Annotated in this window: 29 protein-coding genes; 25 read left to right on the forward strand and 4 right to left on the reverse strand. The window is 65.2% G+C overall.

Annotated features, from left to right (window positions below; translation table 11 throughout):
• The first annotated feature begins 234 nt into the window (after window positions 1-234).
• The 5 genes from ruvA (at window position 235) to ABIB73_RS07445 (ending at window position 3,996) form a co-directional block, all read left to right on the forward strand.
• Complete coding sequence (gene ruvA / locus ABIB73_RS07425) at window positions 235-852, forward strand: Holliday junction branch migration protein RuvA (RefSeq protein WP_200514985.1); 618 nt, start codon at window positions 235-237, stop codon at window positions 850-852.
• 20 nt (window positions 853-872) lie between these two features.
• Complete coding sequence (ruvB, locus tag ABIB73_RS07430; protein WP_354224225.1) at window positions 873-1,904, forward strand: Holliday junction branch migration DNA helicase RuvB; 1,032 nt, start codon at window positions 873-875, stop codon at window positions 1,902-1,904.
• A 110-nt stretch (window positions 1,905-2,014) separates the two neighbouring features.
• On the forward strand, window positions 2,015-2,932 hold the full coding sequence (locus ABIB73_RS07435) for a metallophosphoesterase (protein WP_354222620.1): 918 nt from the start codon (window positions 2,015-2,017) through the stop codon (window positions 2,930-2,932).
• 113 nt (window positions 2,933-3,045) lie between these two features.
• Window positions 3,046-3,450, forward strand: coding sequence for a tol-pal system-associated acyl-CoA thioesterase (gene ybgC, locus ABIB73_RS07440; RefSeq protein WP_354224227.1), 405 nt, complete (start codon window positions 3,046-3,048; stop codon window positions 3,448-3,450).
• Window positions 3,451-3,528: 78 nt separating this feature from the next.
• Window positions 3,529-3,996 (forward strand): nuclear transport factor 2 family protein, encoded by a 468-nt coding sequence (locus ABIB73_RS07445; protein WP_354222622.1) that lies wholly within the window; start codon window positions 3,529-3,531, stop codon window positions 3,994-3,996.
• A 161-nt stretch (window positions 3,997-4,157) separates the two neighbouring features.
• Here ABIB73_RS07445 and ABIB73_RS07450 read toward each other — a convergent pair whose 3' ends face one another.
• Window positions 4,158-4,862: a type 1 glutamine amidotransferase gene (locus ABIB73_RS07450; protein WP_354222624.1), complete on the reverse strand. Its 705-nt coding sequence runs from the start codon at window positions 4,860-4,862 to the stop codon at window positions 4,158-4,160.
• A gap of 38 nt (window positions 4,863-4,900) precedes the next feature.
• Window positions 4,901-5,824, reverse strand: coding sequence for a LysR family transcriptional regulator (locus tag ABIB73_RS07455; RefSeq protein ID WP_354222626.1), 924 nt, complete (start codon window positions 5,822-5,824; stop codon window positions 4,901-4,903).
• Window positions 5,825-5,975: 151 nt separating this feature from the next.
• Here ABIB73_RS07455 and ABIB73_RS07460 point away from each other — a divergent pair, with 151 nt between their 5' ends.
• From ABIB73_RS07460 to ABIB73_RS07500, 9 genes are all read left to right on the forward strand, one after another.
• On the forward strand, window positions 5,976-6,932 hold the full coding sequence (locus ABIB73_RS07460; protein WP_354222628.1) for an N-carbamoyl-D-amino-acid hydrolase: 957 nt from the start codon (window positions 5,976-5,978) through the stop codon (window positions 6,930-6,932).
• Between the two features lie 60 nt (window positions 6,933-6,992).
• Window positions 6,993-7,820, forward strand: a complete 828-nt coding sequence (locus ABIB73_RS07465) for an ABC transporter substrate-binding protein (RefSeq protein WP_354222630.1) — start codon at window positions 6,993-6,995, stop codon at window positions 7,818-7,820.
• Window positions 7,817-8,674, forward strand: coding sequence for an amino acid ABC transporter permease (locus ABIB73_RS07470; RefSeq protein ID WP_354222633.1), 858 nt, complete (start codon window positions 7,817-7,819; stop codon window positions 8,672-8,674). The genes ABIB73_RS07465 and ABIB73_RS07470 overlap by 4 nt, the downstream gene beginning before the upstream one ends.
• Entirely contained in the window at window positions 8,671-9,435 is a 765-nt protein-coding gene (locus tag ABIB73_RS07475) for an amino acid ABC transporter ATP-binding protein (RefSeq protein ID WP_354222635.1), read from the forward strand. The genes ABIB73_RS07470 and ABIB73_RS07475 overlap by 4 nt, the downstream gene beginning before the upstream one ends.
• A gap of 14 nt (window positions 9,436-9,449) precedes the next feature.
• Window positions 9,450-10,280, forward strand: a complete 831-nt coding sequence (locus ABIB73_RS07480) for an ABC transporter substrate-binding protein (protein ID WP_354222637.1) — start codon at window positions 9,450-9,452, stop codon at window positions 10,278-10,280.
• The gene (locus ABIB73_RS07485) at window positions 10,267-11,151 is read left to right on the forward strand and encodes a polysaccharide deacetylase family protein (RefSeq protein ID WP_354222639.1); all 885 of its coding nucleotides are present in this window, start codon (window positions 10,267-10,269) and stop codon (window positions 11,149-11,151) included. Before ABIB73_RS07480 ends, ABIB73_RS07485 begins: the two co-directional genes overlap by 14 nt.
• An 8-nt stretch (window positions 11,152-11,159) precedes the next feature.
• Window positions 11,160-11,816, forward strand: a complete 657-nt coding sequence (locus ABIB73_RS07490; RefSeq protein WP_354222641.1) for an aspartate/glutamate racemase family protein — start codon at window positions 11,160-11,162, stop codon at window positions 11,814-11,816.
• A gap of 129 nt (window positions 11,817-11,945) precedes the next feature.
• Entirely contained in the window at window positions 11,946-13,529 is a 1,584-nt protein-coding gene (locus ABIB73_RS07495; protein WP_354222643.1) for an ABC transporter substrate-binding protein, read from the forward strand.
• Window positions 13,526-14,899, forward strand: coding sequence for an amidohydrolase family protein (locus tag ABIB73_RS07500; protein WP_354222645.1), 1,374 nt, complete (start codon window positions 13,526-13,528; stop codon window positions 14,897-14,899). Before ABIB73_RS07495 ends, ABIB73_RS07500 begins: the two co-directional genes overlap by 4 nt.
• Here ABIB73_RS07500 and ABIB73_RS07505 read toward each other — a convergent pair.
• The gene (locus tag ABIB73_RS07505) at window positions 14,889-15,803 is read right to left on the reverse strand and encodes a LysR substrate-binding domain-containing protein (protein WP_354222647.1); all 915 of its coding nucleotides are present in this window, start codon (window positions 15,801-15,803) and stop codon (window positions 14,889-14,891) included. The two genes, ABIB73_RS07500 and ABIB73_RS07505, sit on opposite strands and share 11 nt — an antisense overlap.
• Window positions 15,804-16,080: 277 nt before the next feature.
• Between ABIB73_RS07505 and ABIB73_RS07510 the strand changes: the two genes are divergently transcribed.
• From ABIB73_RS07510 to ABIB73_RS07555, 10 genes are all read left to right on the forward strand, one after another.
• Window positions 16,081-17,115 carry an ABC transporter substrate-binding protein gene (locus ABIB73_RS07510; RefSeq protein WP_354222649.1) on the forward strand — a complete coding sequence of 345 codons (1,035 nt, stop codon included), beginning with the start codon at window positions 16,081-16,083 and terminating at the stop codon, window positions 17,113-17,115.
• Window positions 17,116-17,142: 27 nt separating this feature from the next.
• Window positions 17,143-18,183 (forward strand): ABC transporter ATP-binding protein, encoded by a 1,041-nt coding sequence (locus tag ABIB73_RS07515; RefSeq protein WP_354222651.1) that lies wholly within the window; start codon window positions 17,143-17,145, stop codon window positions 18,181-18,183.
• A complete protein-coding gene (locus tag ABIB73_RS07520) occupies window positions 18,180-19,055 on the forward strand; it encodes an ABC transporter permease (protein ID WP_354222653.1) in 876 nt (291 codons plus the stop codon). Before ABIB73_RS07515 ends, ABIB73_RS07520 begins: the two co-directional genes overlap by 4 nt.
• Entirely contained in the window at window positions 19,052-19,858 is an 807-nt protein-coding gene (locus tag ABIB73_RS07525) for an ABC transporter permease (RefSeq protein WP_354222655.1), read from the forward strand. The genes ABIB73_RS07520 and ABIB73_RS07525 overlap by 4 nt, the downstream gene beginning before the upstream one ends.
• 8 nt (window positions 19,859-19,866) lie before the next feature.
• On the forward strand, window positions 19,867-21,003 hold the full coding sequence (locus ABIB73_RS07530; protein WP_354222657.1) for an NAD(P)/FAD-dependent oxidoreductase: 1,137 nt from the start codon (window positions 19,867-19,869) through the stop codon (window positions 21,001-21,003).
• 31 nt (window positions 21,004-21,034) lie between these two features.
• Window positions 21,035-21,331 carry a (2Fe-2S)-binding protein gene (locus tag ABIB73_RS07535; RefSeq protein ID WP_354222659.1) on the forward strand — a complete coding sequence of 99 codons (297 nt, stop codon included), beginning with the start codon at window positions 21,035-21,037 and terminating at the stop codon, window positions 21,329-21,331.
• Window positions 21,328-22,746: an FAD-dependent oxidoreductase gene (locus ABIB73_RS07540; protein ID WP_354222661.1), complete on the forward strand. Its 1,419-nt coding sequence runs from the start codon at window positions 21,328-21,330 to the stop codon at window positions 22,744-22,746. The genes ABIB73_RS07535 and ABIB73_RS07540 overlap by 4 nt, the downstream gene beginning before the upstream one ends.
• Window positions 22,743-23,864, forward strand: a complete 1,122-nt coding sequence (locus ABIB73_RS07545) for an NAD(P)/FAD-dependent oxidoreductase (RefSeq protein WP_354222663.1) — start codon at window positions 22,743-22,745, stop codon at window positions 23,862-23,864. The genes ABIB73_RS07540 and ABIB73_RS07545 overlap by 4 nt, the downstream gene beginning before the upstream one ends.
• A gap of 15 nt (window positions 23,865-23,879) precedes the next feature.
• Entirely contained in the window at window positions 23,880-24,227 is a 348-nt protein-coding gene (locus ABIB73_RS07550; protein WP_354222665.1) for a RidA family protein, read from the forward strand.
• A 150-nt stretch (window positions 24,228-24,377) separates the two neighbouring features.
• Entirely contained in the window at window positions 24,378-25,097 is a 720-nt protein-coding gene (locus tag ABIB73_RS07555) for a hypothetical protein (protein WP_354222667.1), read from the forward strand.
• On the opposite strand, the gene ABIB73_RS07560 is transcribed toward ABIB73_RS07555, so the two are convergent.
• The gene (locus tag ABIB73_RS07560) at window positions 25,087-25,884 is read right to left on the reverse strand and encodes a tetratricopeptide repeat protein (protein ID WP_354224229.1); all 798 of its coding nucleotides are present in this window, start codon (window positions 25,882-25,884) and stop codon (window positions 25,087-25,089) included. The two genes, ABIB73_RS07555 and ABIB73_RS07560, sit on opposite strands and share 11 nt — an antisense overlap.
• Here ABIB73_RS07560 and ABIB73_RS07565 point away from each other — a divergent pair.
• The gene (locus ABIB73_RS07565) at window positions 25,783-26,028 is read left to right on the forward strand and encodes a hypothetical protein (RefSeq protein ID WP_354224289.1); all 246 of its coding nucleotides are present in this window, start codon (window positions 25,783-25,785) and stop codon (window positions 26,026-26,028) included. The two genes, ABIB73_RS07560 and ABIB73_RS07565, sit on opposite strands and share 102 nt — an antisense overlap.
• The last annotated feature ends 86 nt before the right edge of the window (window positions 26,029-26,114 follow it).

Raw genomic sequence — 26,114 nt, forward strand, 5'->3', positions numbered from 1 at the left:
AGAGGGCGCATAGCGCCGGGTGAGGGGCTCTTGCGGCTTGCACCTCGCTTGTGGCGGGGGGGGCCCCCCCCCCCCCCCCCCCCCCCCCCCCCGGCGGGGGGGGGGGGGGGGGGGGGGGCCCCCCCCCCCCCGCTCCGGGCGCCAGCGCTTGTGGCTTACCCCCCTCCCGGATCGCCTGCGGCGATCCGACCTCCCCCGCAAGGGGGGAGGTAACGAAGAGCGCGGTGCGCGATCATGATCGGCAAGCTCAAGGGCCTGATCGATTCCTACGGCGAGGACTACGTGCTCCTCGACGTCGGCGGAGTCGGCTATCAGGTGCATTGCTCGGCGCGCACGCTGCAGCATCTGCCCTCGCCGGGCGAAGCCGCCGTGCTGTCGATCGAGACCTATGTCCGCGAGGATCAGATCAAGCTGTTCGGCTTTCGCACCGACCAGGAGCGCGAATGGTTTCGCCTGCTCCAGACCGTGCAGGGCGTCGGCGCCAAGGTCGCGCTGGCCGTGCTTGGCACGCTGGCGCCGGCCGATCTTGCGAATGCCATTGCGCTGCGTGACAAGGCCGCGGTGGCGCGCACGCCGGGTGTCGGCCCCAAGGTGGCCGAGCGCATCGTCACCGAGCTGAAGGACAAGGCGCCGGCCTTTGCCAATGTCGATCCCGCTGTCGTGCATCTCGCCGGCGCCGTCGACGACCAGCGCGCGCCGCGCCCGGTGGCGGATGCGATCTCCGCGCTCGTCAATCTCGGCTACGGCCAGCCGCAGGCGGCCGCCGCCATTGCGTCGGCATCGCGTAGCGCCGGTGAAAATGCCGAGACGGCGCAGCTCATTCGCCTCGGGCTGAAGGAGCTCGCGAAGTGAGCGACCCGAAGGCCAATCGCATGGTTTCGCCCGAACGCCGCAGCGATGACGTCGGCGACACCGCGCTGCGGCCGCAGTCGCTGTCCGACTTCGTCGGTCAGCAGCAGGCGCGCAAGAATCTCTCGATCTTCATCGAGGCGGCGCGCAAGCGCGGCGAGGCGCTGGATCACGTGCTGTTCGTCGGTCCCCCCGGCCTCGGCAAGACCACGCTGGCGCAGATCGTGGCCAAGGAGCTGGGCGTCGGTTTTCGCGCCACATCGGGCCCGGTGATCGCCAAGGCCGGCGATCTTGCTGCGCTGCTGACCAATCTCGAAGAGCGCGACGTGCTCTTCATCGACGAGATCCATCGCCTCAGCCCGGCCGTGGAAGAGGTGCTCTATCCTGCGATGGAGGATTTTCAGCTCGACCTCATCATCGGCGAGGGGCCGGCGGCGCGCTCGGTCAAGATCGAGCTGTCGAAATTCACCCTCGTCGGCGCCACCACGCGCGCCGGACTTCTCACCAATCCCTTGCGTGACCGTTTCGGCATTCCGGTCCGGCTGAACTTTTATACCATCGAAGAGCTGGAAAGCATCGTCACCCGCGGCGCCCGCGTGCTCAATGTCGGCATGAGCGCGGACGGCGCCAACGAGATTGCACGCCGCGCCCGCGGCACGCCGCGCATCGCCGGCCGTCTCCTGCGCCGCGTGCGCGATTTCGCCTCCGCCGCCGATGCCGACAAGATTGACCGCAAGATTGCCGACCACGCGCTGAGCGCGCTCGAGGTCGATGCCGCCGGCCTCGACGCCATGGACCGCCGCTACCTCACGACCATCGCAATGAACTATGGCGGCGGCCCTGTCGGCGTCGAGACGATGGCGGCGGCGCTGTCCGAGCCGCGCGATGCGATCGAGGATATCATCGAGCCTTATCTGATCCAGTGCGGCTATCTCCAGCGCACCCCGCGCGGACGTCTGCTCACCTCGCACGCCTTCCGTCATCTGGGCATCAGCGAACCCTCGCGCGATGCGGCGCAGTTCGGCCTGTTCGGGACGGACGAGAGCGACGACTGATCCCGGCTGTCATGAACTTCCGGTAATCTTGTGCAGACTATCTGCACAAGCGCACCCCAATTCCGCTCCAATCGGGCCGCATCACGAAAGCGCATCACCATTGGGCTTGCATGATCTCTCGTCGTCATCTCATCCGTTCCATCGGCGGTCTGTCCGCCCTCGGCGTCTCGACCGCGGCCTACGGCGTCGGCGTCGAGCCGGTGCTGCGGCTCCGCATCACCCGCTATCATCCGACGCCGCGGCAATGGCCGGCGGATTTTCCGCTGAAGATCGCTGTGATCGCCGACATCCACGCCTGCGATCCCTGGATGTCGCTGGACCGGATCGAGGCCATCGTCGATCGTACCAATGCGCTGAATGCCGACCTCATCGTGCTGCTCGGCGATTACGTGGCCGGTCTTCACCAGGTCACCAGGATCATTCCCGCCAACGAATGGGCCAAGGTGCTGACCGGCCTCAAGGCGCCGCTCGGCGTCCATGCCGTTATGGGCAATCACGACTATTGGGATGACAAGGTCGTGCAGCGGATCGGGCACGGGCCGACGGTCGCCCATCGCGCGCTGGAGGCGGCCGGCATTCCCGTCTACGAGAACGACGTCGTGCGTCTCACCAAGGATGGCCGCCCGTTCTGGCTCGCAGGTCTCGGCGATCAGCTCGCTTATGCTCTGGCGCCGCGCTACGGTCGCGTGCAACGCTTCGGCGCCGATGATCTCAATGCGACGCTGGCAAAGGTCTCCGACGACGCGCCGGTCATCCTGCTCGCGCATGAACCCAACATCGCGCCGCGCGTTCCCGCGCGCGTCGCGCTGCAATTGTCCGGCCACACCCATGGCGGCCAGGTCCGTCTGCTCGGCTGGTCGCCGGCCGTTTCGCCGCAGCACGGCCTCCGGCTCGCCTATGGCCACTTTCGGCTGAAATGCGACGTCATCATCTCCGGCGGCCTCGGTTGCAGCATCATCCCGGTCCGCGTTGGCGTGCCGCCCGAGATTGTCGAGGTGAAGCTGGGTCGGGGACCGGTGATCGCGTAGCCCCGCTTGCACGTTCGGCCGTTTTTGCGCAAAACGGGCCGGTAGCGAAAAGCGAAGAGGTTCGCGACGTGACAGCTCATCTCGACGGCGAGATCCGCGACGGCCGCCATCACATGCAGGTCCGCGTCTATTACGAGGACACGGATTTTTCCGGCATCGTCTATCACGCCAATTATCTGCGCTTCATGGAGCGCGGACGGACCAATCATCTGCGACTGATGGGCGCCGAGCAGCAGGCGTTGTTCGAGCAGCCTGCGACGGAAGACACCGGCTTCGCCTTCGTGGTGCGCTCGATGCGCCTCGATTTCATGAGGCCCGCGCGCATGGATGACGTGCTCGACATCGTGACCTGGCCGGTCGCGGTGAAGGGCGCATCCATCATGCTGGCCCAGGAGGTACGGCGCGGCGAGGATGTGCTGGTGAAAGCCGAGGTGCGCGTCGCCTTCATCAGCGGCGGCCGCGCCCAGCCGATCCCGAAGTCGATCCGCACGCTGATGAAGGCTGATCTGATTTCGTGATCGGGCGATAGCGGACGGTCTATCGACTCCGCGGCGTGCGACGATAGATTGCGCTCTCAGTCAACCGATGAGGCCATCATGTCGCGCCCGCCACTTCCGCCGTTCACGAGAGAGACTGCCGCGCAAAAAGCCCGCATGGCCGAGGACGCCTGGAATTCACGCGACCCGGTGCGTGTCTCGCTCGCCTATACCGAGGATAGCCGCTGGCGCAATCGCTCGGAAGTCTTCCAGGGGCGCGAAGCCATCGTCGCGTTTCTCACCCGCAAATGGGAGAAGGAGCAGGACTATCGCCTGATCAAGGACCTCTGGGCCTTCGACGGCAACCGCATCGCGGTGCGCTTCCAGTACGAATGGCATGATGCCAGCGGCCAGTGGCATCGCTCCTACGGCAACGAGCAGTGGGAGTTCGACGAGCACGGGTTGATGCGGCGGCGCGAGGCCTCGATCAACGATATCGCGATTGCGGAGAAAGATCGCCGGTTTCACTGGCCGGCGCCGGGGCCGAGGCCGCAGGATGTGACGGGGCTGGGAAGCGATCCGTTCTGAGATGCTTCCTCTCCCTCTCGCCGTTCTTACGGGGAGAGGGTTGGGGTGAGGGGCTGCTTCCACGATCACGGTCAGAGACAGACTCGCGGAGAGTCTCCCTCACCCGGATTGCATCTTCGATGCAATCCGACCTCTCCCCGCAAGCGGGGCGAGGTGAAGGCTCATCGCCGCGTCAAAAATCTTGTGATCGCCCCGCCAAGTTTCCCGCTGTCCAGCGGCTGCGCCAGCGACGCCTTCGCTGTGGCGACGACATCATCCGGCGCTTTACCGTCGCGCAGCTCGCAGCATACCTGCGCAAAATCGACGTCGAATTCCGGATGCGGCTGCACCGACAGCGTCGTGCCGTTGGCATAGAGCAGTCCGGCATGTGGCGTGAAATCGGATGAGAGGATCGTGTGCGCATCGCGCGGGGCTTCGATCACCTGGTCCTGATGTGAGGCGGCGATGGCGACCTCCTCGCCATCGACGACGCCGTTGTCCGGCTGCACGCGATAAACGTGCCGTCCGATGCCCCAGCCGTTCTCCGATTTGCGCACGGTGCCGCCCAGGGCCTGCGCGATCAGCTGATGGCCGAAGCAGACGCCGACCATCGGCGTCTTGTTCGCGTAAGCCCTGCGCACGAAATCTTCCAGCGGCGCGATCCAGTCGAGCCCGTCATAGACACCGGCGGCCGCGCCCGTGATGAGGACGGCCTCCACCTTGTCCGGATCGGGAAGCGCATCGCCGTTCGGGATGCTGACGACCTCGACCATGGCTGACGGATCCTCGGCGCGGACCATGCGTTGGAACATGTCCGGGAACGAGCCGTGGCGCTCGCGATATTTTGTGGGGACCTGTCCCGTCTCGATGATGGTGATGCGTGCCATGTGCCCTCAGGTAAAAGCTTGCGCGTGCGGGCGCAAGCTCAGTCGCTTCCTGCCTTGTGTTCGTGTGGCGTTGTGCGGTCCAGCAGCGCGCTCTCCTTGCGCACCTCGCCGAGAAAGGCTTTTGCCAGGCGCGACAGCGGTTCGGCTTCCGACCATAACATGTAGGCGACGGCGCGCGTCGTCGGCGTGAACGGCCGGACGACCAGGCCGTGGCCGCCATTCTGGCGCGGTGAGAAGGGATCGACGACCGCGGCGCCGACGCCGGCGGACGCGAGTACGCAAGCCGTGTTGCAGTAGCGCACCTCGACGGTCGGCTGGAACGGTGCGCCGGCGCGGGCAAAGCTGTCGCGCACGGCTTCGCCCAGCCGCGTGCCGCGCTCGAGCCCGATGAAGGGCAGGCCCGAGAGATCGGAGGCCGAGATCACGGGTCTGTCGGCGAGCGGGTGCTGCGGCGGCAGCACGCAAACCATCTCGCCGGAGTGCACCACCTCATGCGCGATGCCGGGATGATGCGTCAGCCCGAGTGCGAAGCCGAGCTCGGCGACATGGCTGAGCACGCCTTCGATGATGCCTTCGTAACGGCGCACGTCGAAGAACACCCGCGTCTCCGGGCGGCGGCGCAGGAAGCCGGACAGCGCTGAGGGAATGATGCTGTAGGCGAGCGGCGGTGTTGCCACGATGGCGAGATGGCCGGAGCGGTTCTCGCGCAGATCGCGCACGCGGTTCTCGAGCTTTGCATGCAACGCGAAGATCGCCTCGCTCTCCTTGTAGAGCGCCATCGCCTCCGCGGTCGGAAACAGCCGGTTGTTGACGCGCTCGAACAGCGCAAAGCCTGCCTGCGCCTCCATCGTCTTCAGCGCGTTGCTGACCGCGGGCTGCGACAGCGCCAGCTCGTCCGCCGCCGCCACCGTGGTGCGGTGGCGGATGACGGCACGCAGGATCTCGAGCTGGCGCAGGTTCATATCACTGCCAATTATACTCTGGGCCAAAAGATCATAGCACGATGAATTGCTTTTGCAGCCCGGCTTGCGCCTAATGGCCGCGGATTTGCACGCTGGATCAAAGGGTTCATCCGCCCATTGAGGCAGCATTGCGCACAGATTGGAGGCAATCTTGGTTCGTGTCCTTCGCGCCGCCGCCGCCCAGATGGGGCCGACGCAAAAAGCCGATACGCGCGCGCATACGCTGAAACGGATGCTCGACATGCTGGAGGAAGCCGCCAGCCGCGGCGCGAGCCTTGTGGTGTTTCCTGAGCTCGCCTTCACCACCTTCTTTCCGCGCTGGCTGCTCGAAGGCGAGGCGCTTGACGAACACTTTGAGCGCGGCATGCCGAACCCGGCCGTGGCCAAACTGTTCGATCGTGCCCGGGCGCTGCGTGTCGGCTTCTATGTCGGCTTTGCCGAGCTAACGCCTGATGGTCGCCGCTACAATTGCGCCATCCTGGTCGATCGCGACGGCGAAATTCTCGGCCGCTATCGCAAGGTGCATCTGCCGGGCTCGGTCGAGCCGCGCGCAGGCGCCCGCTACCAGCAGCTCGAGAAGCGCTACTTCGAATATGGCGACCTCGGCTTTCCAGCCTTCCGGGCCGGCTCGGCCTGGGCGCACGCGATCATGGGCATGATGATCTGCAACGACCGCCGCTGGCCGGAATCCTGGCGCGTGCTCGGCCTGCAAGGCGTCGAGCTCGTCTGCATCGGCTACAATTCGGCGGCCTATGATCCCAATGGCGGCGTCACGGAAGACGCGTCCTTGCGCACCTTCCATTCGACGCTGGTGACGCAGGCCAACGCCTACATGAACGCGACCTGGGCGATCTCGGTCGCCAAGGCCGGCGACGAGGACGGCTCGGGATTGATCGGCGGCTCCTGCATCGTCGATCCCAATGGCTGCATCGTCGCGCAGGCCGTAACGCTCACCGACGAGGTGATCGTTGCCGACATCGATCTCGATCTCTGCCGCCAGGGCAAGGACAAGATGTTCAACTTCGCCGCCCACCGGCGGCCCGAGCAATACCGGGTGATCACCGAGCGCGCCGGCGTCATCGAGCCGGCCGTTCTCGACGCGGACTGACCAAATGGCACGGCGCTGGCAAAGGATCGGCAAAGGAAGAAGATTGGCAAAGGAGCTGACATGACACGCCTCTCACTTTCTCTTGGTCTTGCAGCGCTGGCTGCCATTGGCTCCGCGGGAGCCGCCGAGCTTCCTGCGGAGATCAAGCAGGCGGGGACCTTGCGGCTCACAGTCAACGCGACCTACGCGCCGATGGAGTATCGCGATCCCGCCACCAGCGAGCTGGTCGGGCTCGATATCGATCTGGCCAACGAGCTCGCCAAGCGGCTCGGCGGTCTCAAGATCGTCTGGAGCGAGACGCCGTTCGCCGAGCTGATCCCCTCGCTCCAGACCAAGCGCGCCGATTTCATCATCTCCGGCATCTCCGATCGCGCCTCGCGGCGCGAGACCGCCGATTTCGTCGACTATCTGACGACCGGGCCGCAGTTCTTCGTGATGGCGGAGAGCGAGGCGAAGGCCGCGGCCGATCTCTGCGGCAAGAAGGTCGGCACCACGCGCAGCACCAGCTTCCCGGTCGAGATCGAGAAGTGGAGCAAGCCGAATTGCGAGGCGGCCGGCAAGCCGGCGATCCAGTACGTGCCGGGTGAGAACTCGATCGACGTCCGCAACCAACTCAAGCAGGGCCGTATCGATGCCGCCGTGCAGGGCAGCGAGACGCTGCCTTATGCGCAAACGCAGGAGCCCGGTAAATATCGTGTCGTTGGCGAGGCCTTCGCGAAAGGCTATCAGGGCGTCATGTTCCGCAAGGACGATACGGCGCTTCGTGAGGTCGTGACGGAAAAGCTCACCGCCATGATCGCGGACGGCTCCTACAAGGCCGTGCTCGACAAATGGGGCCTGGGTGCGAACGCGGTCGCCCAGCCCATGCTGAACGCGGCGCCGCAATGAAGCCTGCGCCGGCACTCGCGGAAGGTTTTCCCGATCTGTCGGGGATGCGGATCGCGCGCGAGCCGCACTGGTTTCGCTGGCTCAGCGCAGCTCTGATCGTTCTCGGACTGGCGGTGATCGCGCGCGCCTTTGCCGGCGGCCAGATCGAATGGTCCTATGTCAGCCGCTTCCTGATGGCAAAAGTCATTCTCGAAGGCATCGTCAACACCATGGTGATGGCGGTGCTGGCGATGGCGCTCGGCATTTTCCTCGGCGTGGTCGTCGCGATCATGCGGCTGTCGCCCAATCCGGTGTTGAAGACGGTCGCGGCCGGTTACACCTGGCTGTTCCGCGGCACCCCGCTGATCCTGCAATTGCTGCTGTGGTTCAACCTCGCGCTGGTGTTTCCGACCATCGGCATTCCCGGCCTGTGGAGCGCGCGTGCCGTGGATGTCATGACGCCGTTCCTTGCAGCCCTGCTCGGGCTCGGCATCAACCAGGGCGCCTACACCTCAGAGGTGATGCGCGCCGGCATGCTGTCGGTCGACATCGGACAATATGAGGCGGCGCAGGCGATCGGCATGGGGCGGCTGCGCGCGCTGCGCCGGATCATCCTGCCGCAGGCGATGCGGGTGGTGATCCCGCCGCTCGGCAACGAGTTCATCGGCATGGTGAAGGCAACCTCGCTCGCGAGCGTCATTCAGTATCCCGAAGTGCTGCACAACGCCGAAAACATCTACTACGCCAATTCCCGCGTGATCGAGCTGCTGATCGTCGCCGGGCTTTGGTACCTGCTCGTCGTCTCGATCCTGACGCCGCTCCAGATGCTGCTCGAACGCCGTTTTGCCCGCGGCACATTGCAGTTCGCCCGATGACAAAACCCCTCGTCGCGATCCGCACTGTCAGCAAGAATTTTGGCGAGTTCCAGGCTCTCAAAAGCGTCTCGCTCGACATCTGGCCCGGCGAGGTGATGTGTCTGATCGGAGCGTCCGGTTCGGGCAAGACTACGCTGCTCCGCTGCATCAACCAGCTCACGGCGATCGACAGTGGCGGCATCTGGCTCGACGGCGAGCTGTTGGGCGTGCGCGAGCAGGGCGGGCGGCTCTATCGCCTGAGCGAGCGCGAGATCGGGCGGCAGCGGCTGAAGACCGGCATGGTGTTCCAGCGCTTCAATTTGTTTCCGCACAAGACCGCGCTGGAGAACATCACCGAGGGTCCGCTCCAGGTGCAGGGCCGGAAATCCGACGAAGTGCGCGCCGAGGCCATCGAGTTGCTCCGTCGCGTCGGGCTCGCGGCCAAGGCGGACTCCTATCCCGCGCAGCTCTCCGGCGGGCAGCAGCAGCGCGTGGCGATTGCCCGCGCGCTCGCGATGAAGCCGATGCTGATGCTGTTCGACGAGCCGACCAGCGCGCTCGATCCAGAGCTCGTCGGCGAGGTGCTCGCGGTCATGAAGGAGCTGGCGCGGAGCGGCATGACCATGATGGTGGTGACGCATGAGCTCGGCTTCGCGCGCGAGGTCGCCGACCGCGTCGTTTACATGGATCAGGGCGCGATCGTCGAGCAGGGGCGCGCCTCCGAAGTACTGGCTGCGCCGCGCGAGGAGCGTACCAAGGCATTTCTTTCGGCAGTGATCTGAATGGGGGCGTGTTGATGAAGAGAGTTTTGGTTGCGGCGGCGTTTATTGGCGCCATGAGCGTTTCCGTTCTAAGTGTTCAGGCTTGGGCGATCGAGCTGCCGGCGGAGATCGCCAAACGCGGCAGCATCAAGGTCGCGCTGGTGCCGAACTATCCGCCGATGGAGTTCCGCGATCCCGCCACCAACACGCTGTCCGGCTTCGACATCGATCTCGGCGAGGCGATCGGCCGTAAGCTCGGCGTGAAGATCGAATGGCAGGAGACCAGCTTCGACCAATTCATGCCGTCGATCTCGACCGGCCGTGTCGATGCGATCCTCTCGGGCTTCACGGACTATGCCAGCCGGCACGAGACTGCGACCTTCGTCGACTATCTGAAGAGCGGTCCGAACTTCTTCGTGCAGCAGTCGCGCGCGGCAGAGTTCAAGGACATGGCCGCGCTCTGTGGCAAGAAGGTCGGCGCCAGCCGCCGCACCATGTTCCCGACCATGATCACGGCCTGGAGCGAGAAGAGCTGCGGCAGCAATCCGGTTGTCTTCGTCGGCACCGACGGCTCGGCCGATGCCCGCACCCAGCTCAAGCAAGGCCGCATCGATGCCGCCGTGCAGGGCAACGAGACACTGCCCTACGTCATGGACCTCGAGCCCGGCGCCTATGCGCCGGTCGGCGCGCCCATCGCGCAGCAATTCACCGGCATTGCCATTCCGGTCAAGGAAAAGGCGCTTCAGCAGGCGATGCTTGAGGCGGTCGACGCGCTGATCGCCGACGGCAGCTATCGTACCCTGCTTGCCAAATGGAAACTGACTGACAACGCACTCGAAAAGGCGACCATCAATGCTGGACAGTAAGGCACTCCAGAGCATCCCGCTTGTTCCGGCCAACACCGCGGACCCCGCGCCTGAATACCCGTGGCCGAAGCCGTATACGTCCGCAATGTTTCTCTCCTTCGACGTGGACGCGGAGAGCGCATGGACCAGCAAGGACGCGGTGCACGCGCAGCGGCTGATCACCATGAGCTATGGTGGCTACGAAGCGCGTGTCGGCACGCCAAAGCTTCTGGAGCTGCTCGACCAGCTCGATCTCAAGGCGACGTTCTTCGTCACGGGCTGGTCGGTCGACGCGCATCCGGCGATGGCCGAGTCCATCCTCAAGGCGGGTCACGAGATCGGTCATCACGGCTATCATCATCTGCTGCCCGATCCCGGCGATCCCTGGATCGAGGAGGAGCTGGAGCGCGGTTTCGAGGCGCTGAAGCGCCGACTCGGCGTCAGGCCGACCGGCTATCGCGCGCCTTACGGCGAGTTCACCGAGGAGCTACGCGTCGCGTTGGTGCGTCACGGCATCGTCTATACGTCCTCGTTCCGCGACGACGTGCGGCCCTATCGCCATCGTCTCGCCGACGGCAAGCCCGGCACGATCGAACTGCCGGTGACTGCGAGCTACGACGACTGGATGCACGGCCTCTCGGCGCGCTTCAGCCCGCGCTCGATCTTCCCCAAGGAGCACGTACTGTCGATCTGGAAGGACGAGCTCGACGAAACCCGAGACTGGGGCGCGATGGTGACGACCGTGCTGCATCCGCAATGCAGCGGCCGTCCGATGCGGCTGCGCCTGCTGCGGGAGTTCCTGACCTACGCAAAATCGTGCCCGGATGTCTGGATCACGACCGGTGAGAAGATCGCGGAGAATTTCCTGCGCCACGAGGCCGGCAACCGTTGAGCAGCACCATGACCCGTCGCCGCATCCTCGTCATCAACCCAAACTCCTCCGCGTCGGTGACGGCGGCGATCGATGACGCAGTCGCGCCGCTGCGGATCGCCGGCGGACCTGATATCGAGGTGGTCGGGCTTGCCGAGGGGCCGCCGGGCATCAGCTCGCAGCGCGATGCCGACAGCGTGATCATGCCGCTGGTCAATCGGGTCACGCGCGACGATGCGGATGCCTTCGTGCTCGCCTGTTTCAGCGATCCCGGCCTGCATGCGGTGCGCGAGGCGGCCGATGGCCGCCCGGTGCTGGGCATCGCCGAGTGCGGTATTTTTCGCGCGCTGATGCTCGGCGAGCGTTTTGGAATCATCGCGCTGTCGCCGTCGAGCATCCGCCGCCAGCAGCGCATGGCGCGGGTGATGGGCGTCGACAGCCGCTATGCCGGAAGCTGGTCGGTCGGCGCCAGCGCGGCGGAGACGGCAGGCGCAGACATCCGCGGCCGGTTGATCGAAGCCGGCCGCGCGCTGGTCACGCAATGCCGCGCCGATGTCGTGGTGATGGGTTGCGCCGGCATGGCCTCGCATCGCGCGGCGATCGCGGATGCGATCGGTGTGCCCGTGATCGAACCGGCGCAGCAGGCGGTCGCGGCTGCGATCGGCGCGGTCTTGCTCAACACGTGACACGCGAATGATGCATTCTGATCGTTTGATATCACTCTGGCCACGCACTCGCTGCACCTCTCCCGCTTGCGGGAGAGGGAGCACACCGCCGCTGCGGCTGGATCTCACTACACCTAGGAGCCCTTTGTAATGCCCGTCTCCCGCCGCTCCCTGCTGAAAGCCGCAGCCGCTGTGCCGGCGCTGTCGTTCCCGGGGATTTTGCGCGCCGAAGCGCAGACCACGTTGCGCTTCATCCCCGTCATCGATCTCGCCTTCGTCGATCCGATCTATTCGACCGCGCAGGTGTCGCGAAACCATGGCTTCATGGTCTACGACACGCTCTACGGCATGAGCTCGTCGCTCCAGGTCTCGCCGCAGATGCTGTCCGGCCACATCATCTCCGGTGACGGGCTTCAGTGGGATCTCACGCTGCGTGATGGCCTGTTCTGGCATGATGGCGAACGCGTGCTGTCGCGCGACTGCGTCGCCAGCATCCGCCGCTGGGCCGCGCGCGACGGATTTGGCGGCGAGTTGATGGAGGCGACCGACGAGCTCTCGGCGGCTGACGACCGCACCATCCGCTTTCGGCTCAAGCGTCCGTTCCCGCTGCTGCCGCAGGCGCTCGGCAAGGCCGCGATCAACGCCTGCTTCATGATGCCGGAGCGGTTGGCGAGTCAGGACCCGTTCAAGCCGCTCACCGAAGTGATTGGCAGCGGTCCTTTCCGCTATCTCGCCGACGAGCGCGTGCAGGGCGCGCGTAACGCCTATGCCAAGTTCGAACGCTACCAGCCGCGCACCGACGGCAAGCCGGATTGGACCGCGGGTCCGAAGGTCGTGCATTACGATCGCGTGGTCTGGACCACCACGCCCGATGCCGGCACCGGCGTCGCGGCGCTCCAGACCGGTGAGCAGGATTGGCAGGAAACCACGCCGCATGATCTGTTGCCGGTGATCAAGGCTGCCGGCGACATCGAGACGCGCATTCTCGACCCCAGAGGCTACGCCTGCATGCTGCGCCTCAATCACCTCCAACCGCCGTTCGACAATCCGGCCGTCCGTCGCGCGCTGTTGGGTGCGATCGACCAGTCGGCGTTCATGACGGCCGTGGCCGGCACCGACCCGGCCTTCCAGGTGTCGCCGATCGGCTACTTCGCGCCGGGTACGCCGATGGCGAGCGAGGTTGGTCTCGACGTGTTCCGCGGGCCGCGCGACTACGCCAAGGTCAAGGCCGATTTGAAGGCCGCCGGCTACAATGGCGAGAAGATCGTGGTGCTCGTCCCGACCAACTCGCTGGCGCAGAAGCCGCTCGGCGAGATCGCGGTCGACTCATTGCGCAAGGCCGGCATGAACGTCGAATATGCCGGGCTCGATTTCGCCGTGGTGTTGCAGCGCCAGCTCAAGAAAGACCCGCTTCCGCAGGGCGGCTGGAGTGCGGCGGTCGGCAACTGGCAGGGCATCGACTGGCTCAACCCGGCCGGCAACACCAACATCCGTGGCGAAGGCAAGGTCGCCGGCTGGTATACGAGCGAGAAGATGGGGGTCTTGCGCAGCCAGTGGCTGGCGGCCTCCGAGCTCGCCGAGCAGCAGCGCATCTGCCGCGAGATCCAAGCGGTCGCGTTCGAGGAAATCCCCTATATTCCGATCGGCCTGTACAAGCAGCCGACCGCCTATCGCAAAGCCATTACCGGCATTCTCGACGGCACCGCCGTCTTCTGGAACGTACGCCCCGCATGAGCACGATCGCAATTTTTGGCAGCTATGTGCTGTCACGCAAGGACGGCGCGCAGGATGTGTTGCGCGACCACTGGGTCCTGGTCGAAGGCAAGAAAATCGCGGCAATCACGCGCGACAAGCCCAGGGCGGATCTGGTCTACGACCGCCCCGGCCGCTTCGTGCTGCCGGGCCTGCTGAACCTGCACAATCACTGCTTCAGCGAGGCCGTGGCACGCAGCCACAGCGAGGACGGCAATGGCCGCCGCAACAACCAGAGCATCGTCTACACGGTGCTGTTGCCGCTGACCAAGCGCGGCGCCGATATTTTGTCGGCGGAAGAGCGCCTCGCGGTGGCGCGGCTCGGCATCCTTCAGCTCCTCAAGGGCGGGGCGACCACTGTGATGGAGCCGTTCCGCAATTCGATCCCGGAGATGTTCGACGCCGCCGAGGAGATGGGCATCCGCTTCTACGGTGCGCCCTATCTGTTCTCGACGTCGGACGCCAAGGCCGGCCCCGACGGCGTGGTGCGCTATTCCGGCGATGACGGCACTGCCGACATGGCGACATGGGACGCGCTCTACCAGCGCTGGAACAATCGCGGCGACGGCCGCATCGGCCTCGCGATGAGTCCGCACGCGACTGACACCTGCGGCCCCGATTTGCTCAAGGCCTGCGCTACGCGGGCGCGCGAGCTTGGCGTGCCCATCACCACGCATATGGCGCAGAGCCGCGCCGAGGTCGAGACCATCGGCAAGCGCTATGGCGGCCGCACGCCGGCGCAATATCTCGACTGGCTCGGCCTGCTTGCGCCTGATCTCATGGCTGCGCACTGCATGTTCAGTACCGACGATGACCTCAAGCTGATGGCGGCGCGCGGCATGACCGTGCTGAATTGCCCGCGCGTGTTCGCGCGCGCCGGCGTCACCGCAGCGTTCAGCCGCTTCGCCGAGCATGGCGTGCGCACCGTGGTCGGCACCGACGGCTACAACATGGACCTGCTCGGCGAGCTCAATGCCGCCTCGCTCATCTCCAAGATCACCTCAGCCCGCGCCGACGTCGCCAACTCGCCCGAATTGATCGAGGCGAACACGGCGATTGCCGCGGACGTCGTCAAGCGGCCTGATCTAGGCCGTATCGAGCCAGGGGCGACTGCCGATCTCACCATCGTCGATCTCACCCATCCGCATCTTCAGCCGTTGTTCGACCCGCGCCGCGCGCTGATCGCGCTCGCCAACCGCGCCAACATCGATCAGGTCATGGTCGATGGCCGCATGTTGGTCGATGCCGGCCACTATCTCGGCGCTGACGAGGCGGCGATTACGGCGGCAGGCACGGCCGCAATTGGCAAGATCTGGGATCTGCCGGAAGCGCAGGTGGCGTTCAACGGCTGAGAGCTGGCTCGTCGAATTCCGCGAGCGACTTGCGCATGGTCTCGACGAGATCCAGCGCCACCGGCGACGGGCTGCGCTGCGCGGGAAAGACGGCGGAGAATTCGAAGTCGATGCGCGGCAGGAAGCGGCGCACGACGACGCCGCGGGTGGAAAATTCCTGCGCGGTGAAGGGATCGCAGATCGCGACCCCAAGCCCTGACGACACCATGCCGCACATGATCTCCGACAGCGTGGTCTCCACCCGCAGCACGCGGCGGACATCGTGGCGATGGAAGACCTGGTCGACGAGGTGCCGGCTCGACGATGCCGCCGACAGCGAGATGAAGGTCTCGCCCTCGAAATCGCGCGGCTCCAGGACTTCCTTTGCCGCGAGGTGATGACCTGTCGGCAGCACGGCCACCCGCGCCGGTGCCGGCAGCTTCTGGCTGGGCAGGCCGGAATGCGCGATTGGCACCTCGGCAAAGCCGACGTCACACTGATTGTTCAGCACCCAATCGACCACGATCGGCGAGATCACGCCGAAGAAGGCGAGGTTGAGGTTCGGTCGCTCTTTCAGGAAATGTCCGGTGAGCCGCGGCAGATAGCCGTTCGACAGCGCTGGAAGTGCTGCGATGCGCAGCGAGCCGGTGCGGCGGCTGCGGATTTCTTCCGCGGCCGCGGTGATGCGTTCGAGGCCAACGAAGGAGCGCTCCACTTCAGTATAGAGCGCCATTGCCGCCGCGGTCGGCACCAGCCCGGTGCCGCGCCGCTCGAACAGCTCCATCTTCAACAGCGCCTGCAGGTCGCGCAGCAACCGACTCACTGCCGGCTGCGTTACCGTCATCAGCGCCGCCGCCTCGGTCACGCTGCCGGTCAGCATTGTCGCGCGGAAGGCCTCCACCTGCCGCGAATTGATTCGCGCCATTCCGAATTCCATTCATAACATTTTGCTATGCAGAGGGTGCCATTATTCATTGGACGATGGAAGCCGGGGTTTGCGATCTTTTTCATCAGAGCTGGAGACAGCCCGCTTTTTCGGCAGATTGGAGGGGTTCAAACCTTCCGGATCGCGCCAAAACCCGCCGAGCAGGGGCCGGAGCCCTGGTCGGTGAGGGATTTGCGCGGAAGGAAATGCGGAAGTCGCTTCGGCCACGAGACCCGTTCGGCACGTCACCTCATCCCGGTATTGGAGATCGGTCCATATGAAGACTCTCAGCCTTCTGACAGCGGTCAGTATCGCGACGCTCATTGCCGCTCCGTCGGCCGTCTCGGCCCAGCAGAAAACGCTCTATGTCGCCGGCTATGGCGGCTCGTTCGAGAAGACGATCCGCGACGAGGTGATCCCGGCCTTCGAAAAGGAGAACGGCGTCAAGGTCGAGTACGTCGCCGGCAACTCCACCGACACGCTGGCCAAGCTGCAGGCGCAGAAAGGCAACCAGCAGATCGACGTCGCCATCGTCGACGACGGCCCGATGTACCAGGCGATCCAGCTCGGCTTCTGCGGCAAGCTGGACAGCCTGCCGGCCGATCTCTACGTCACCGCGCGCTTCAAAGACGATCGCGCGGTCGCGATCGGCATCGTCGCCACCGGCCTGATGTACAACACCAAGGTGTTTGCGGAAAAAGGCTGGGCGCCGCCGACCTCCTGGAATGACCTGAAGGATCCGAAATACGCCAAGCAGCTCGTCATCCCGCCGATCAACAACACCTACGGCCTCGAGGCACTGGTAATGCTGTCGAAGATGAACGGTGGCGGCGAGGCAAACGTCGATTCCGGCTTCAATATCTTCAAGGAGCAGATCAATCCGAACGTGCTGGCCTACGAGCCGTCGCCGGGCAAGATGACCGAGCTGTTCCAGTCCGGCCAGGCTGTCATCGCGGTGTGGGGCACCGGCCGCGTGCAGAGCTTTGCCAATACCGGCTTCCCCGTCGACTTCGTCTATCCGAAGGAAGGCGCCGCGACGCTGCTGACGACGGCCTGCCCCATTACCAAGCCCAACGCTTCGCCGCTCGCCGGCAACTTCATCAAGATGCTGCTCGATCCAAAAATCCAGCTCGTGATGTTGAAGGACTACGGCTACGGCCCGGTGCTGAAATCGATGGTGGTGCCGCCGGAGCTCGGCAAGATGGCGCCGATCGGCGAGCGCGCGGCGAAGCTCTATAATCCGGACTGGACGGTCATCAACGACAGGCGCGAGGAGTGGACCAAGCGCTGGAACCGCGAGGTTGAGCGCTGATCTGATCGTTCGTAGCGGAGACAGCGCATGGCCTATCTCGAGCTCGATCGGGTCGCCAAGCAATTCGGCGCGCAGACCGTGGTCGACGACTTCAGTCTCGCGGTGGGCAAGGGGGAGTTCATCTCCTTCCTCGGCCCTTCCGGCTGCGGCAAGACCACGACCCTCCAGATGATCGCGGGCTTCCTCGATCCCACCCGCGGCGCGATCCGCCTGGAAGGCAAGGACCTCACGGCGATCCATCCGGCCAAGCGCGGGCTCGGCATCGTGTTCCAGAGCTACGCGCTGTTTCCGCACATGACCACGGCGGAGAATGTCGCGTTCGGCCTCGAGATGCGCAAGGTACCGCGCAGCGAGCGGGCCGAGCGCGTCCGCGCCGCGCTCGCGATGGTCGGACTCGCCGGCTATGAAGATCGCCATCCGCGCCGCATGTCCGGTGGCCAGCAGCAGCGCGTGGCGCTGGCGCGTGCGCTGGTGATCAAGCCGAGCGTGCTGCTGCTCGACGAGCCGCTGTCCAATCTCGACGCCAAGCTGCGTGAGGAGATGCAGATCGAGCTGCGCCAGATCCAGCGCACCATCGGCACCACCACGATCCTGGTCACCCATGACCAGAACGAGGCAATGTCCTTGTCCGACCGCATCGTGGTGATGAGCCAGGGCCGCATCGAGCAGATCGGCACGCCGCAGGAAACCTATGAGCGGCCGGCCTCGGCCTTCGTCTCGCAATTCCTCGGCAAGACCAACGATTTTGCCGGGACGATTGATCGGACCGCGACACCGGCGCGGCTGGTCACGGGCTCCTGGAGCGCGCCGGCACCGGCTGGGCTCAGCGGTCCCGTGACCGTCAGCATTCGCCCCGAGCGGATCGGCTTCGGCGACGCCGGCCTCAATGCAAAAATCGTCACCCGCATCTTCCAGGGTAATCACTGGCTGTTTCAGTGCGAGAGCGAGTGCGGCCCGGCGATCGTGATTCGCCAGAATGACGGCAAGGCGCAGCCAACCGAAGGCGAGGCCGTACACCTCACCTGGCGGCCAGAGGACATGAGTGTGCGCGGCGGAGTCTCCGCATGAGCGCGGTCGCCGAGGAACGAAACGCACGCGCGCCTTGGGCACTCACGGCGCCAGCTCTGATGCTGTTTGTCGGCGTGCTCCTGATTCCGCTCGCGATGACGGTGATGCTGTCGTTCCACGATTGGGGCCAGTACAAGGGCATCGAGCCGGTCTTCATCCTCAAGAACTGGCGGGAGATCGCGACCGATCCCTACTACGCAGAAATGTTCTGGCGGACCTTTCGGATCGCGATCCTGACCACGCTGCTCACCGCCGTGTTAGGTGCGCCCGAAGCCTACATCCTCAACCGCATGAGCGGCCGCTGGAAGAGCATTTTCCTGCTCGTCATCCTCGGACCGCTGCTGATCTCGGTGGTGGCGCGCACGCTCGGCTGGGCGCTCTTGTTCGGCGGCAACAACGGCCTCGTCAACAAGCTGTTGATGTCGGCCGGGCTGATCCGCTTCCCCATTCCCTTCATGTTCACCGAGACCGGCATGGTGGTCGCGCTCGCACATGTGATGATGCCGTTCATGGTGCTGTCGGTCTGGGCAGCGCTGCAGCGGCTCGATCCGCAGATCGAGAATGCTGCGCTGTCGCTCGGCGCGGGCCCCGTCACCATCATCCGCCGCATCATCATGCCGCAGATCATGCCGGGCGTGCTATCTGGCGCGATCATCGTGTTCTCGCTCTCGGCAAGCGCCTTTGCGACGCCCGCGATCATCGGGGGACGCCGGCTCAAGGTCGCGGCGACGCTTGCCTATGACGAGTTCCTCAACACGCTGAACTGGCCGCTGGGTGCGGCCGTCGCCACACTGCTTCTGGTCGCGCTGGTGCTCATCGTCGTCGGCAGCAACGCGCTGATCGAGCGGCGTTATGCGGAGGTGTTCCGATGAGACGGAACGGCCCGCTGGCGCTGATCTTCCACACCATCTTTGTCATCGTCATGGTGGCGCCGATCCTGGTGGTCTGCCTCGTCGCCTTCACGCCCGAAGGCTTTCTCTCACTGCCGACCAACGGCTTCTCGCTGCGCTGGTTCAGGGCGATCGCGAACTATCCCGAATTCATCCACGCCTTCTGGGTCAGCCTTGGGCTCGGTGCACTCTCCTCTTTTGTGGCGCTGTTGTTCGCAGTGCCGGCGGCGCTGGCAATCGCGCGCTATCGCTTCTGCGGCCGCGATGCGCTCGCGGCGCTGTTCCTGTCGCCGCTGATGATTCCGCATGTCGTGCTTGGCATCGCCTTCCTGCGCTTCTTCACCTCGGCCGGAATGGGCGGCAGTTTTGCGGCGCTGATCATCGCCCATGTCATCATCGTGTTTCCGTTCGCGCTGCGGTTGACGCTGGCGGCGGCGACCGGCATGGACCTTTCGGTCGAGATGGCGGCGGTCTCGCTCGGTGCCGGCGGCTGGACGCTGTTCCGCCGCGTCACGCTGCCGCTGATCCTGCCGGGCGTCATCAGCGGCTGGGCGCTCGCCTTCATCCAGTCCTTTGACGATCTCACCATGACCGTCTTTCTCGCCGCACCCGGCACCGAGACATTGCCGGTACGCATGTTCCTTTACATCCAGGACAACATCGATCCGCTGGTGACGTCGGTCTCGGCCTGCGTGATCGCGATCACCATGACCGCCCTCATTCTGCTCGACCGCTTCTACGGGCTCGACCGCGTGCTCGCCGGCAAGGGCGATACGGGACGATAGGAGAACTCATGTCAGGAGAATACGACGTCGCCGTTGTCGGCGGCGGATTGCTCGGCTCCGCCATCGCCTGGGGCCTGGGCCGGCTCGGCAGACGCGTCGCTGTGCTCGACGAGGGCGACATCACCAAGCGCGCTTCGCGCGCGAATTTTGCGCTGGTCTGGGTTCAGAGCAAAGGGCTCGGCATGCCGGCCTATACCGTTTGGACCGTGCAGGCATCACAAGCGTGGGGTCGGCTCGCCGCGGAGCTGAAGCAGCAGACTGGTCTCGACGTCTCTCTTCAGCAGAACGGTGGCTTCCACCTGACGCTCGGCGAGGACGAATTCGGCCAGCGCACCGAGCTGGTCAAGCGCATGCACAACCAGACCGGCGCGGCCGACTACAAGATGGAGATGCTCTCCGCACCCGAGGTGAAGAAGGCGCTGCCGCTGATCGGGCCGGAAGTCTCCGGGGGCAGTTTTTGTCCGCTTGACGGCCACGTCAATTCGCTGCGGACGTTCCGCGCGTTCCACACCGGCTTCAAGGCGTTCGGCATCGACTATCTTCCGGAGCGTCCAGTCTCGGCGATCACGAAGAGCGGCGGCGAATTCAGCCTGACCACGCCGAAGGGCGAGCTTCGCGCCGCCAAAATTGTGCTCGCCGCCGGTAATGCCAACCAGACGCTGGCGCCGATGGTCGGCCTCTACGCGCCGATGGGCCCGACCCGCGGCCAGATCGTAGTGACCGAGCGCACCATGCCGTTCCTGCCACATCCGCTGACCACGATCCGCCAGACCGACGAGGGCACGGTGATGATCGGCGACAGCAAGGAGGATGAGCTCGACGATCGCGCACTGAAGCATTCGATCAGCGCCGTCATGGCCGATCGCGCGCAGCGGATGTTCCCGCATCTGGCGCGGCTCAACGTGGTCAGGAGCTGGGCCGGCATCCGCGTCATGCCGCAGGACGGCTTTCCGATCTACGACCAATCGGAGACGCATCCCGGCGCGTTCGTCGCCTGCTGCCATTCCGGCGTGACACTCGCCTCCAACCACGCCTTCGAGATCGCGCGCATGGTTGCGCAAGGCGCGCTCGAGCCGGAGCTGGTCGGCGCGTTCTCGGCCAGCCGTTTTGGCGACGCAGGCGCGGCGAACGACAGCGGCTATTAGAGATTTTTGAGAAGGAGCCAAGAGGCATCCCATGTTTAGACGATCCGAACAGGACAAGCGGTCACCGGTGCAGATCTTTGTGGACGGCGTGGCCGTCACGGCGCGCCAGGGCGATACCGTCTCCGCCGCGCTGTTGGCCTCCAGCCGCGACGTACGCCGGTCGACCGCGGTCAGCGGCGCGCCGCGGCTGCCCTATTGCATGATGGGGGTGTGCTTTGATTGCCTCGTAACCATCGACGGCGTCGGCAACCGCCAGGGTTGCCTCGTCCCGGTCGTCGAAGGCATGCAGGTCGAGATCCAGAAGGGCAAGCGGGAGATCGGAAAATGACCATGGCTCCCAAGCGCGAAGCATACGACGTCGTGATGATCGGTGCCGGGCCCGCCGGCCTCGCCGCCGCTGCGACATCTGCCGAAGCCGGCCTGTCGACGCTGTTGCTCGACGAGAACATCGGTCCTGGCGGACAGGTCTATCGCGCCATCGCCTCGACACCGGTGACCGAGCGCAATCAGCTCGGCGCCGATTACTGGTTGGGCGCCGACCTCGTGCAGTCACTGCGCGCGAGCAAGGCTGAGATCATCCAGCGTGCGACGGTCTGGAGCCTCGATCGCAATCTCGACATCGCCGTCTCCATCGGTGGCGCTTCGGCCTTCGTCAAGGCAAGGCGCGTCATCCTCGCGACCGGTGCGCTGGAGCGGCCGTTTCCGATTCCCGGCTGGACGCTGCCCGGCGTGATGACCGCGGGCGCCGCGCAGACCATGCTGAAATCGTCGGCGCTGGTGCCGGATGGCCGCACGGTGATCGCGGGGCAGGGGCCACTGCTCTGGCTGCTCGCCGCGCAGCTCCTGCGTCTTGGCGGCCGCATCGACCGCATCCTCGACACCACCGAGCGCGGAAATTATTTCGCCGCGCTGCCGCACGCCTTCGCGTTCCTGACGTCGCCCTATTTCGCCAAGGGCCTGTCGATGATGCGCGAGGTGAAGGCAAAGGTGCAGGTCGTGTCCGGCGTCACCGAGCTTGCCGCCTCCGGCGACGGCCAGCTCGCAAGCGTGTCCTATGTTGCAGGTGGGAAGCGCGAGACCATCCCCGCTGACCTCTTGCTGCTGCATCAGGGCGTCGTGCCCAACGTCAATCTGGCGATGGCGGCCGGAATCGAGCATCGCTGGGACGAGCTGCAATTGTGCTGGTCACCAGTGTTGGACGCGAGCGGCAATTCGTCGATCGCCGGCATCGCGATCGCCGGCGATGGCGCCGGCATCGGTGGCGCAAATGCGGCGGTGGTTCGCGGCCGCATCGCGGCGCGCGCGGCTGTTGACGCGCTGGCGCCGGCTGCCGTCGCGAAGCTTCCGTCAATGGCGACGCTCCGTGCCGATCTCGCCAAGGCCGAGCGCGGCCGAATCTTCCTCGACACGCTGTTCCGTCCTGCGCAGCAGTTTCGCATTCCCTCAGGCGACACCATCGTCTGCCGCTGCGAGGAGGTCACCGCAAAGGACGTTCTCGATTCCGTTGCGATCGGCGCGACCGGGCCGAACCAGCTCAAGGCCTATCGCCGCACCGGCATGGGACCGTGCCAGGGGCGCCTCTGCGGCCTCACCGTGACCGAGCTGATGGCGCAGGCACGTAGCAAGACCCCGCAGGAGATCGGCTATTACCGGCTGCGCGCGCCGGTGAAGCCGATCACGCTGGCCGAGCTCGCGGCCGTTCCGAAGAGCGAGGACGACGTCAACGCGGTGGTGCGCGGATGACCCAAAACGTGGATGCGATCGTCGTCGGCGGCGGCATCCACGGATGCTCGACCGCGCTGCATCTCTGCCTCGCCGGCCTGAAGCCGGTGCTGATCGAGAAGGACTATGCCGGCCGCCACGCCTCGGGCGTGAATGCGGGTGGCGTGCGCCAGCTTGCGCGGCACATTCCCGAGATCCCGCTCTCGATTCGCTCGATGGGGATCTGGGAGAAGATTTCGGAACTCCTCGATGACGATTGCAGCTTTGAAAGCTACGGCCAGGTCCTGGTCGCCGAGAACGAGGACGAGCTCGCGGTCTGCCGTGCCCGCGTTGCCGAGCTGAACGCGCTCGGCTTCACCCATGAGGAGCTGATCGACGCCGCTGAGCTGCGGCGGCTCGTGCCTGCGGTGGCCGAGACCTGTCCCGGCGGCATGGTCTCGCGCCGCGACGGCGCGGCCAATCCGGCGCAGACGACGACCGCGTTCCGACGCAAGGCCGAGCAGCTCGGCGCCACCGTGCGGGAGGGCGTGGCGGCCACCAACATCCGGTACAGCAACGGCCTCTGGCACGTCGATGTCGGCACCGAGAGCTTTGCCGCGCCGGTGCTCGTCAACGCCGCCGGCGCCTGGGCCGGCAAGATCGCGGCCGCGCTCGGCGAGCCGGTGCCGGTCGAGATCGTGGCGCCGATGCTGATGATCACCTCACGCGTGCCGCACTTCATCGATCCCGTCGTGATCCTGCGCGGCCGAAAATTATCCTTCAAGCAATTCAAGAATGGCACCGTGCTAATCGGCGGCGGCCATCTCGCAACGCCTTATCAGGACCGCAACGAGACGGTGCTGGACTGGAAGAGCCTCGCGACCAGCGCGCGCACCGTGTTCGAGCTGTTCCCGGTGATGCGCGATGCGACGATCATGCGCGCCTGGGCCGGTATCGAGGCGAAGATGAAGGACGACATTCCCGTGTTCGGGCCGAGCGTGCGCCACAAGGGTCTCTATCATCAGTTCGGCTTCTCGCTACACGGTTTTCAGCTCGGCCCCGGCGCCGGTGCCGTGATGGCGGAGCTGATCGTCAATGGCGGCACCCAGACCCGGATCGGCGATCTTGGCATCGACCGTTTCCATCCTTCCACGCTCTAACAACAAGAGGACATCATGAGCATCACCCGCAGCATCCGAACGCCCATCATGCACCGCGCCGTCGAGGCCAACGGCTTCGTCTTCGTCGGCGGCACCATCGCCAACGACACCAGCGTTTCCATGGGCGATCAGACCCGCAACATCCTCGGCAAGATCGCCGGCTATCTGAAGGAAGCCGGCACCGACAAGTCGCACGTCGTCAGCGCCTCGATCTTCGTCACTGATCTTTCCAAGAAGAAGGAGATGGACGCGGCCTGGACCGAGTTCTTTGGCGACAATCTGCCGACCCGCGCCACCGTCGGCGTTGCCGATCTCGGCGGCGGTGCGCTGATCGAAGTGGTGGTCACCGCGCTGAAGGGCTGACTTGTTTGCGCTCTCCCGTCGCGCTTGCACCGATGCGGTGGGAAGGTTTCCGATCCGAACATGACGAAGATGTAATGGTCCGGACCTGCTGCGACGCTTTGACGCGCGGCGGTTTCCGTTTATCAGTAGAGGACACGGCTGGAATGCCCAATGTCTTCGCAGACCAATAACAACAAGCTGGCGATCAAATTTCGCTGCCCCAAAGAGCTGGAAGGACTGCTGCCGCAGCCGGTTCCGGCTAATCTTGGCGTTCCCGACTGGCTCAAGTCGATGCCGACGACGGCCTTCAGCGCCCTCAATCAGCAGGACAACGAGACCATCAAGCGCTGCCCGCCCTTCATCGACGCGATGACTTGCGGCTTTCTGATTCCGCTGATCTGCGATCTCCGGGTCGAGGATGGTGAGATCATCTGGGACAACGACATCCCGCCGGGGGGCGAGATCGATTTTCCGCGCTCGCCGATCAGCTTCCACGATCAGGGCCAGCTTACCGGCTCGCCGCTATTCGAAGCCGATCGCTTCGTCATCAAGTTTCACAATCTCTGGACCATCGAAGCGCCAGAAGGCTATGCCCTGTTCTTCACGCATCCGGTCAACCGCTTCGATCTACCCTTCACGACGCTGAGTGGCCTCGTCGACTGCGATCGCTATCGCGACAGCTGGATCCACTTTCCGGCACACTGGCACAACACCAGCTTTCGCGGCGTGCTGCCCAAGGGCACGCCGATCGCGCAATGCATTCCGGTCAAGCGTGAGGACTGGACCAGGCAAACCTCCGCCTTCACCGAGGACGAAGCGCAGAAGGTCCATGCTTTGCGCGCCGCGCTGAAGCGCGAGCCGGGTCTGTATCGGAGGAAATTCAGGGTGTAGCCGCCCGTTCGGATTCGCGTTCGAGAAATTTCGCCGCCGCGCTTGGACGGAAGAAGAAGCGGCCATGCGACGAGGTGGCCATCGCGAGGGCGGTGCGGCCGAGCATATGCGGCCGTCCCCGCAACACCGAACGCAGCGCGGCCTCGCCACCCTTGCGCTCGCCCATCTCCATCAGGCAGATCGCGAGATTGGCGCGGGACAGCGTGTCGTCCGGGCGAAGCCCAAGCGCGTGGCGGTAGGTGTCGGCGGCCTCCGTATAGGCCCCGTCGAGAAGCTCGGCCCAGGCAAGCTCGGTCAGGATGTCGGTGCGCCCTGGCGCGGTGGCGCGCGCAGCGGCCAGGACGCGGCGCGCTTCGCCGCGATTGTTGTTGCGCACATGCATGCGTCCGAGGTCGAGGTGCAGATCGATGCTGGCGGGCGCGAGCGCGAGGGCCTTCTCCATGATCTCGACCGCCTCGCCGACCGCGCCGGTATTCGCGATCTGGCCGGCCAGCTCTTGAAACGCCGGCAGGTAGGGTGGGCGGCGGGCAGCGGTCCGGCGCAATTGCGCGATCCCGTCACTTGTCCGCTGCGCGCCGCAGAGTGCGTGGCCGAGCAGCGTTTCGATCTCCGGATCGTCATTGCGCCGCACGGCACGTTCAAGCGGTGTGATTGCCTCATCCTTGCGCCCCTGGCCAATCAGCGCATGCGCGAGCATCATCACCGCATTCCGGTCGGTGCGGTTGGATTTGAGGGCTTCGCTGGCAAGTTGCCTTGCGACATCGAACTGCTTGGCCCGGAGCGCCAGGAAGGCTTGTTGCAGCAATTGGGCGAGGGCATTATTCAGCCTGCCGTTCACGAATTGGCCTCTTCATTGAAAAATGTCATTGAGACTTGGGCTTTATCCGCCTCTATCGCGCGCAACGCGAAGCGTCCATCAACGAGTTCGTGAGACCTGAGGGCCTCGTCGAAGACGCAGCTGGATCTTGCCGCTCGGCGGGATTATGAGCGGGCTCTCAATCAGGAATTCGCAGCCAT

Origin of the sequence: Bradyrhizobium sp. F1.4.3 (assembly GCF_040548375.1) — a bacterium.
Taxonomy (GTDB): Bacteria; Pseudomonadota; Alphaproteobacteria; order Rhizobiales; family Xanthobacteraceae; genus Bradyrhizobium.

Excerpts from the sequence above, each read along its gene's own strand:
- ruvA (WP_200514985.1), top strand. The coding sequence starts at position 235 with ATGATCGGCAAGCTCAAGGGCCTGATCGATTCCTACGGCGAGGACTAC.
- ruvB (WP_354224225.1), top strand. The coding sequence starts at position 873 with ATGGTTTCGCCCGAACGCCGCAGCGATGACGTCGGCGACACCGCGCTG.
- ABIB73_RS07435 (WP_354222620.1), top strand. The coding sequence starts at position 2,015 with ATGATCTCTCGTCGTCATCTCATCCGTTCCATCGGCGGTCTGTCCGCC.
- ybgC (WP_354224227.1), top strand. The coding sequence starts at position 3,046 with ATGCAGGTCCGCGTCTATTACGAGGACACGGATTTTTCCGGCATCGTC.
- ABIB73_RS07445 (WP_354222622.1), top strand. The coding sequence starts at position 3,529 with ATGTCGCGCCCGCCACTTCCGCCGTTCACGAGAGAGACTGCCGCGCAA.
- ABIB73_RS07450 (WP_354222624.1), bottom strand. The coding sequence starts at position 4,862 with ATGGCACGCATCACCATCATCGAGACGGGACAGGTCCCCACAAAATAT.
- ABIB73_RS07455 (WP_354222626.1), bottom strand. The coding sequence starts at position 5,824 with ATGAACCTGCGCCAGCTCGAGATCCTGCGTGCCGTCATCCGCCACCGC.
- ABIB73_RS07465 (WP_354222630.1), top strand. The coding sequence starts at position 6,993 with ATGACACGCCTCTCACTTTCTCTTGGTCTTGCAGCGCTGGCTGCCATT.
- ABIB73_RS07470 (WP_354222633.1), top strand. The coding sequence starts at position 7,817 with ATGAAGCCTGCGCCGGCACTCGCGGAAGGTTTTCCCGATCTGTCGGGG.
- ABIB73_RS07475 (WP_354222635.1), top strand. The coding sequence starts at position 8,671 with ATGACAAAACCCCTCGTCGCGATCCGCACTGTCAGCAAGAATTTTGGC.
- ABIB73_RS07480 (WP_354222637.1), top strand. The coding sequence starts at position 9,450 with ATGAAGAGAGTTTTGGTTGCGGCGGCGTTTATTGGCGCCATGAGCGTT.
- ABIB73_RS07485 (WP_354222639.1), top strand. The coding sequence starts at position 10,267 with ATGCTGGACAGTAAGGCACTCCAGAGCATCCCGCTTGTTCCGGCCAAC.
- ABIB73_RS07490 (WP_354222641.1), top strand. The coding sequence starts at position 11,160 with ATGACCCGTCGCCGCATCCTCGTCATCAACCCAAACTCCTCCGCGTCG.
- ABIB73_RS07495 (WP_354222643.1), top strand. The coding sequence starts at position 11,946 with ATGCCCGTCTCCCGCCGCTCCCTGCTGAAAGCCGCAGCCGCTGTGCCG.
- ABIB73_RS07500 (WP_354222645.1), top strand. The coding sequence starts at position 13,526 with ATGAGCACGATCGCAATTTTTGGCAGCTATGTGCTGTCACGCAAGGAC.
- ABIB73_RS07505 (WP_354222647.1), bottom strand. The coding sequence starts at position 15,803 with ATGGCGCGAATCAATTCGCGGCAGGTGGAGGCCTTCCGCGCGACAATG.
- ABIB73_RS07510 (WP_354222649.1), top strand. The coding sequence starts at position 16,081 with ATGAAGACTCTCAGCCTTCTGACAGCGGTCAGTATCGCGACGCTCATT.
- ABIB73_RS07515 (WP_354222651.1), top strand. The coding sequence starts at position 17,143 with ATGGCCTATCTCGAGCTCGATCGGGTCGCCAAGCAATTCGGCGCGCAG.
- ABIB73_RS07520 (WP_354222653.1), top strand. The coding sequence starts at position 18,180 with ATGAGCGCGGTCGCCGAGGAACGAAACGCACGCGCGCCTTGGGCACTC.
- ABIB73_RS07525 (WP_354222655.1), top strand. The coding sequence starts at position 19,052 with ATGAGACGGAACGGCCCGCTGGCGCTGATCTTCCACACCATCTTTGTC.
- ABIB73_RS07530 (WP_354222657.1), top strand. The coding sequence starts at position 19,867 with ATGTCAGGAGAATACGACGTCGCCGTTGTCGGCGGCGGATTGCTCGGC.
- ABIB73_RS07535 (WP_354222659.1), top strand. The coding sequence starts at position 21,035 with ATGTTTAGACGATCCGAACAGGACAAGCGGTCACCGGTGCAGATCTTT.
- ABIB73_RS07540 (WP_354222661.1), top strand. The coding sequence starts at position 21,328 with ATGACCATGGCTCCCAAGCGCGAAGCATACGACGTCGTGATGATCGGT.
- ABIB73_RS07545 (WP_354222663.1), top strand. The coding sequence starts at position 22,743 with ATGACCCAAAACGTGGATGCGATCGTCGTCGGCGGCGGCATCCACGGA.
- ABIB73_RS07550 (WP_354222665.1), top strand. The coding sequence starts at position 23,880 with ATGAGCATCACCCGCAGCATCCGAACGCCCATCATGCACCGCGCCGTC.
- ABIB73_RS07555 (WP_354222667.1), top strand. The coding sequence starts at position 24,378 with ATGTCTTCGCAGACCAATAACAACAAGCTGGCGATCAAATTTCGCTGC.
- ABIB73_RS07565 (WP_354224289.1), top strand. The coding sequence starts at position 25,783 with ATGCGCGAGCATCATCACCGCATTCCGGTCGGTGCGGTTGGATTTGAG.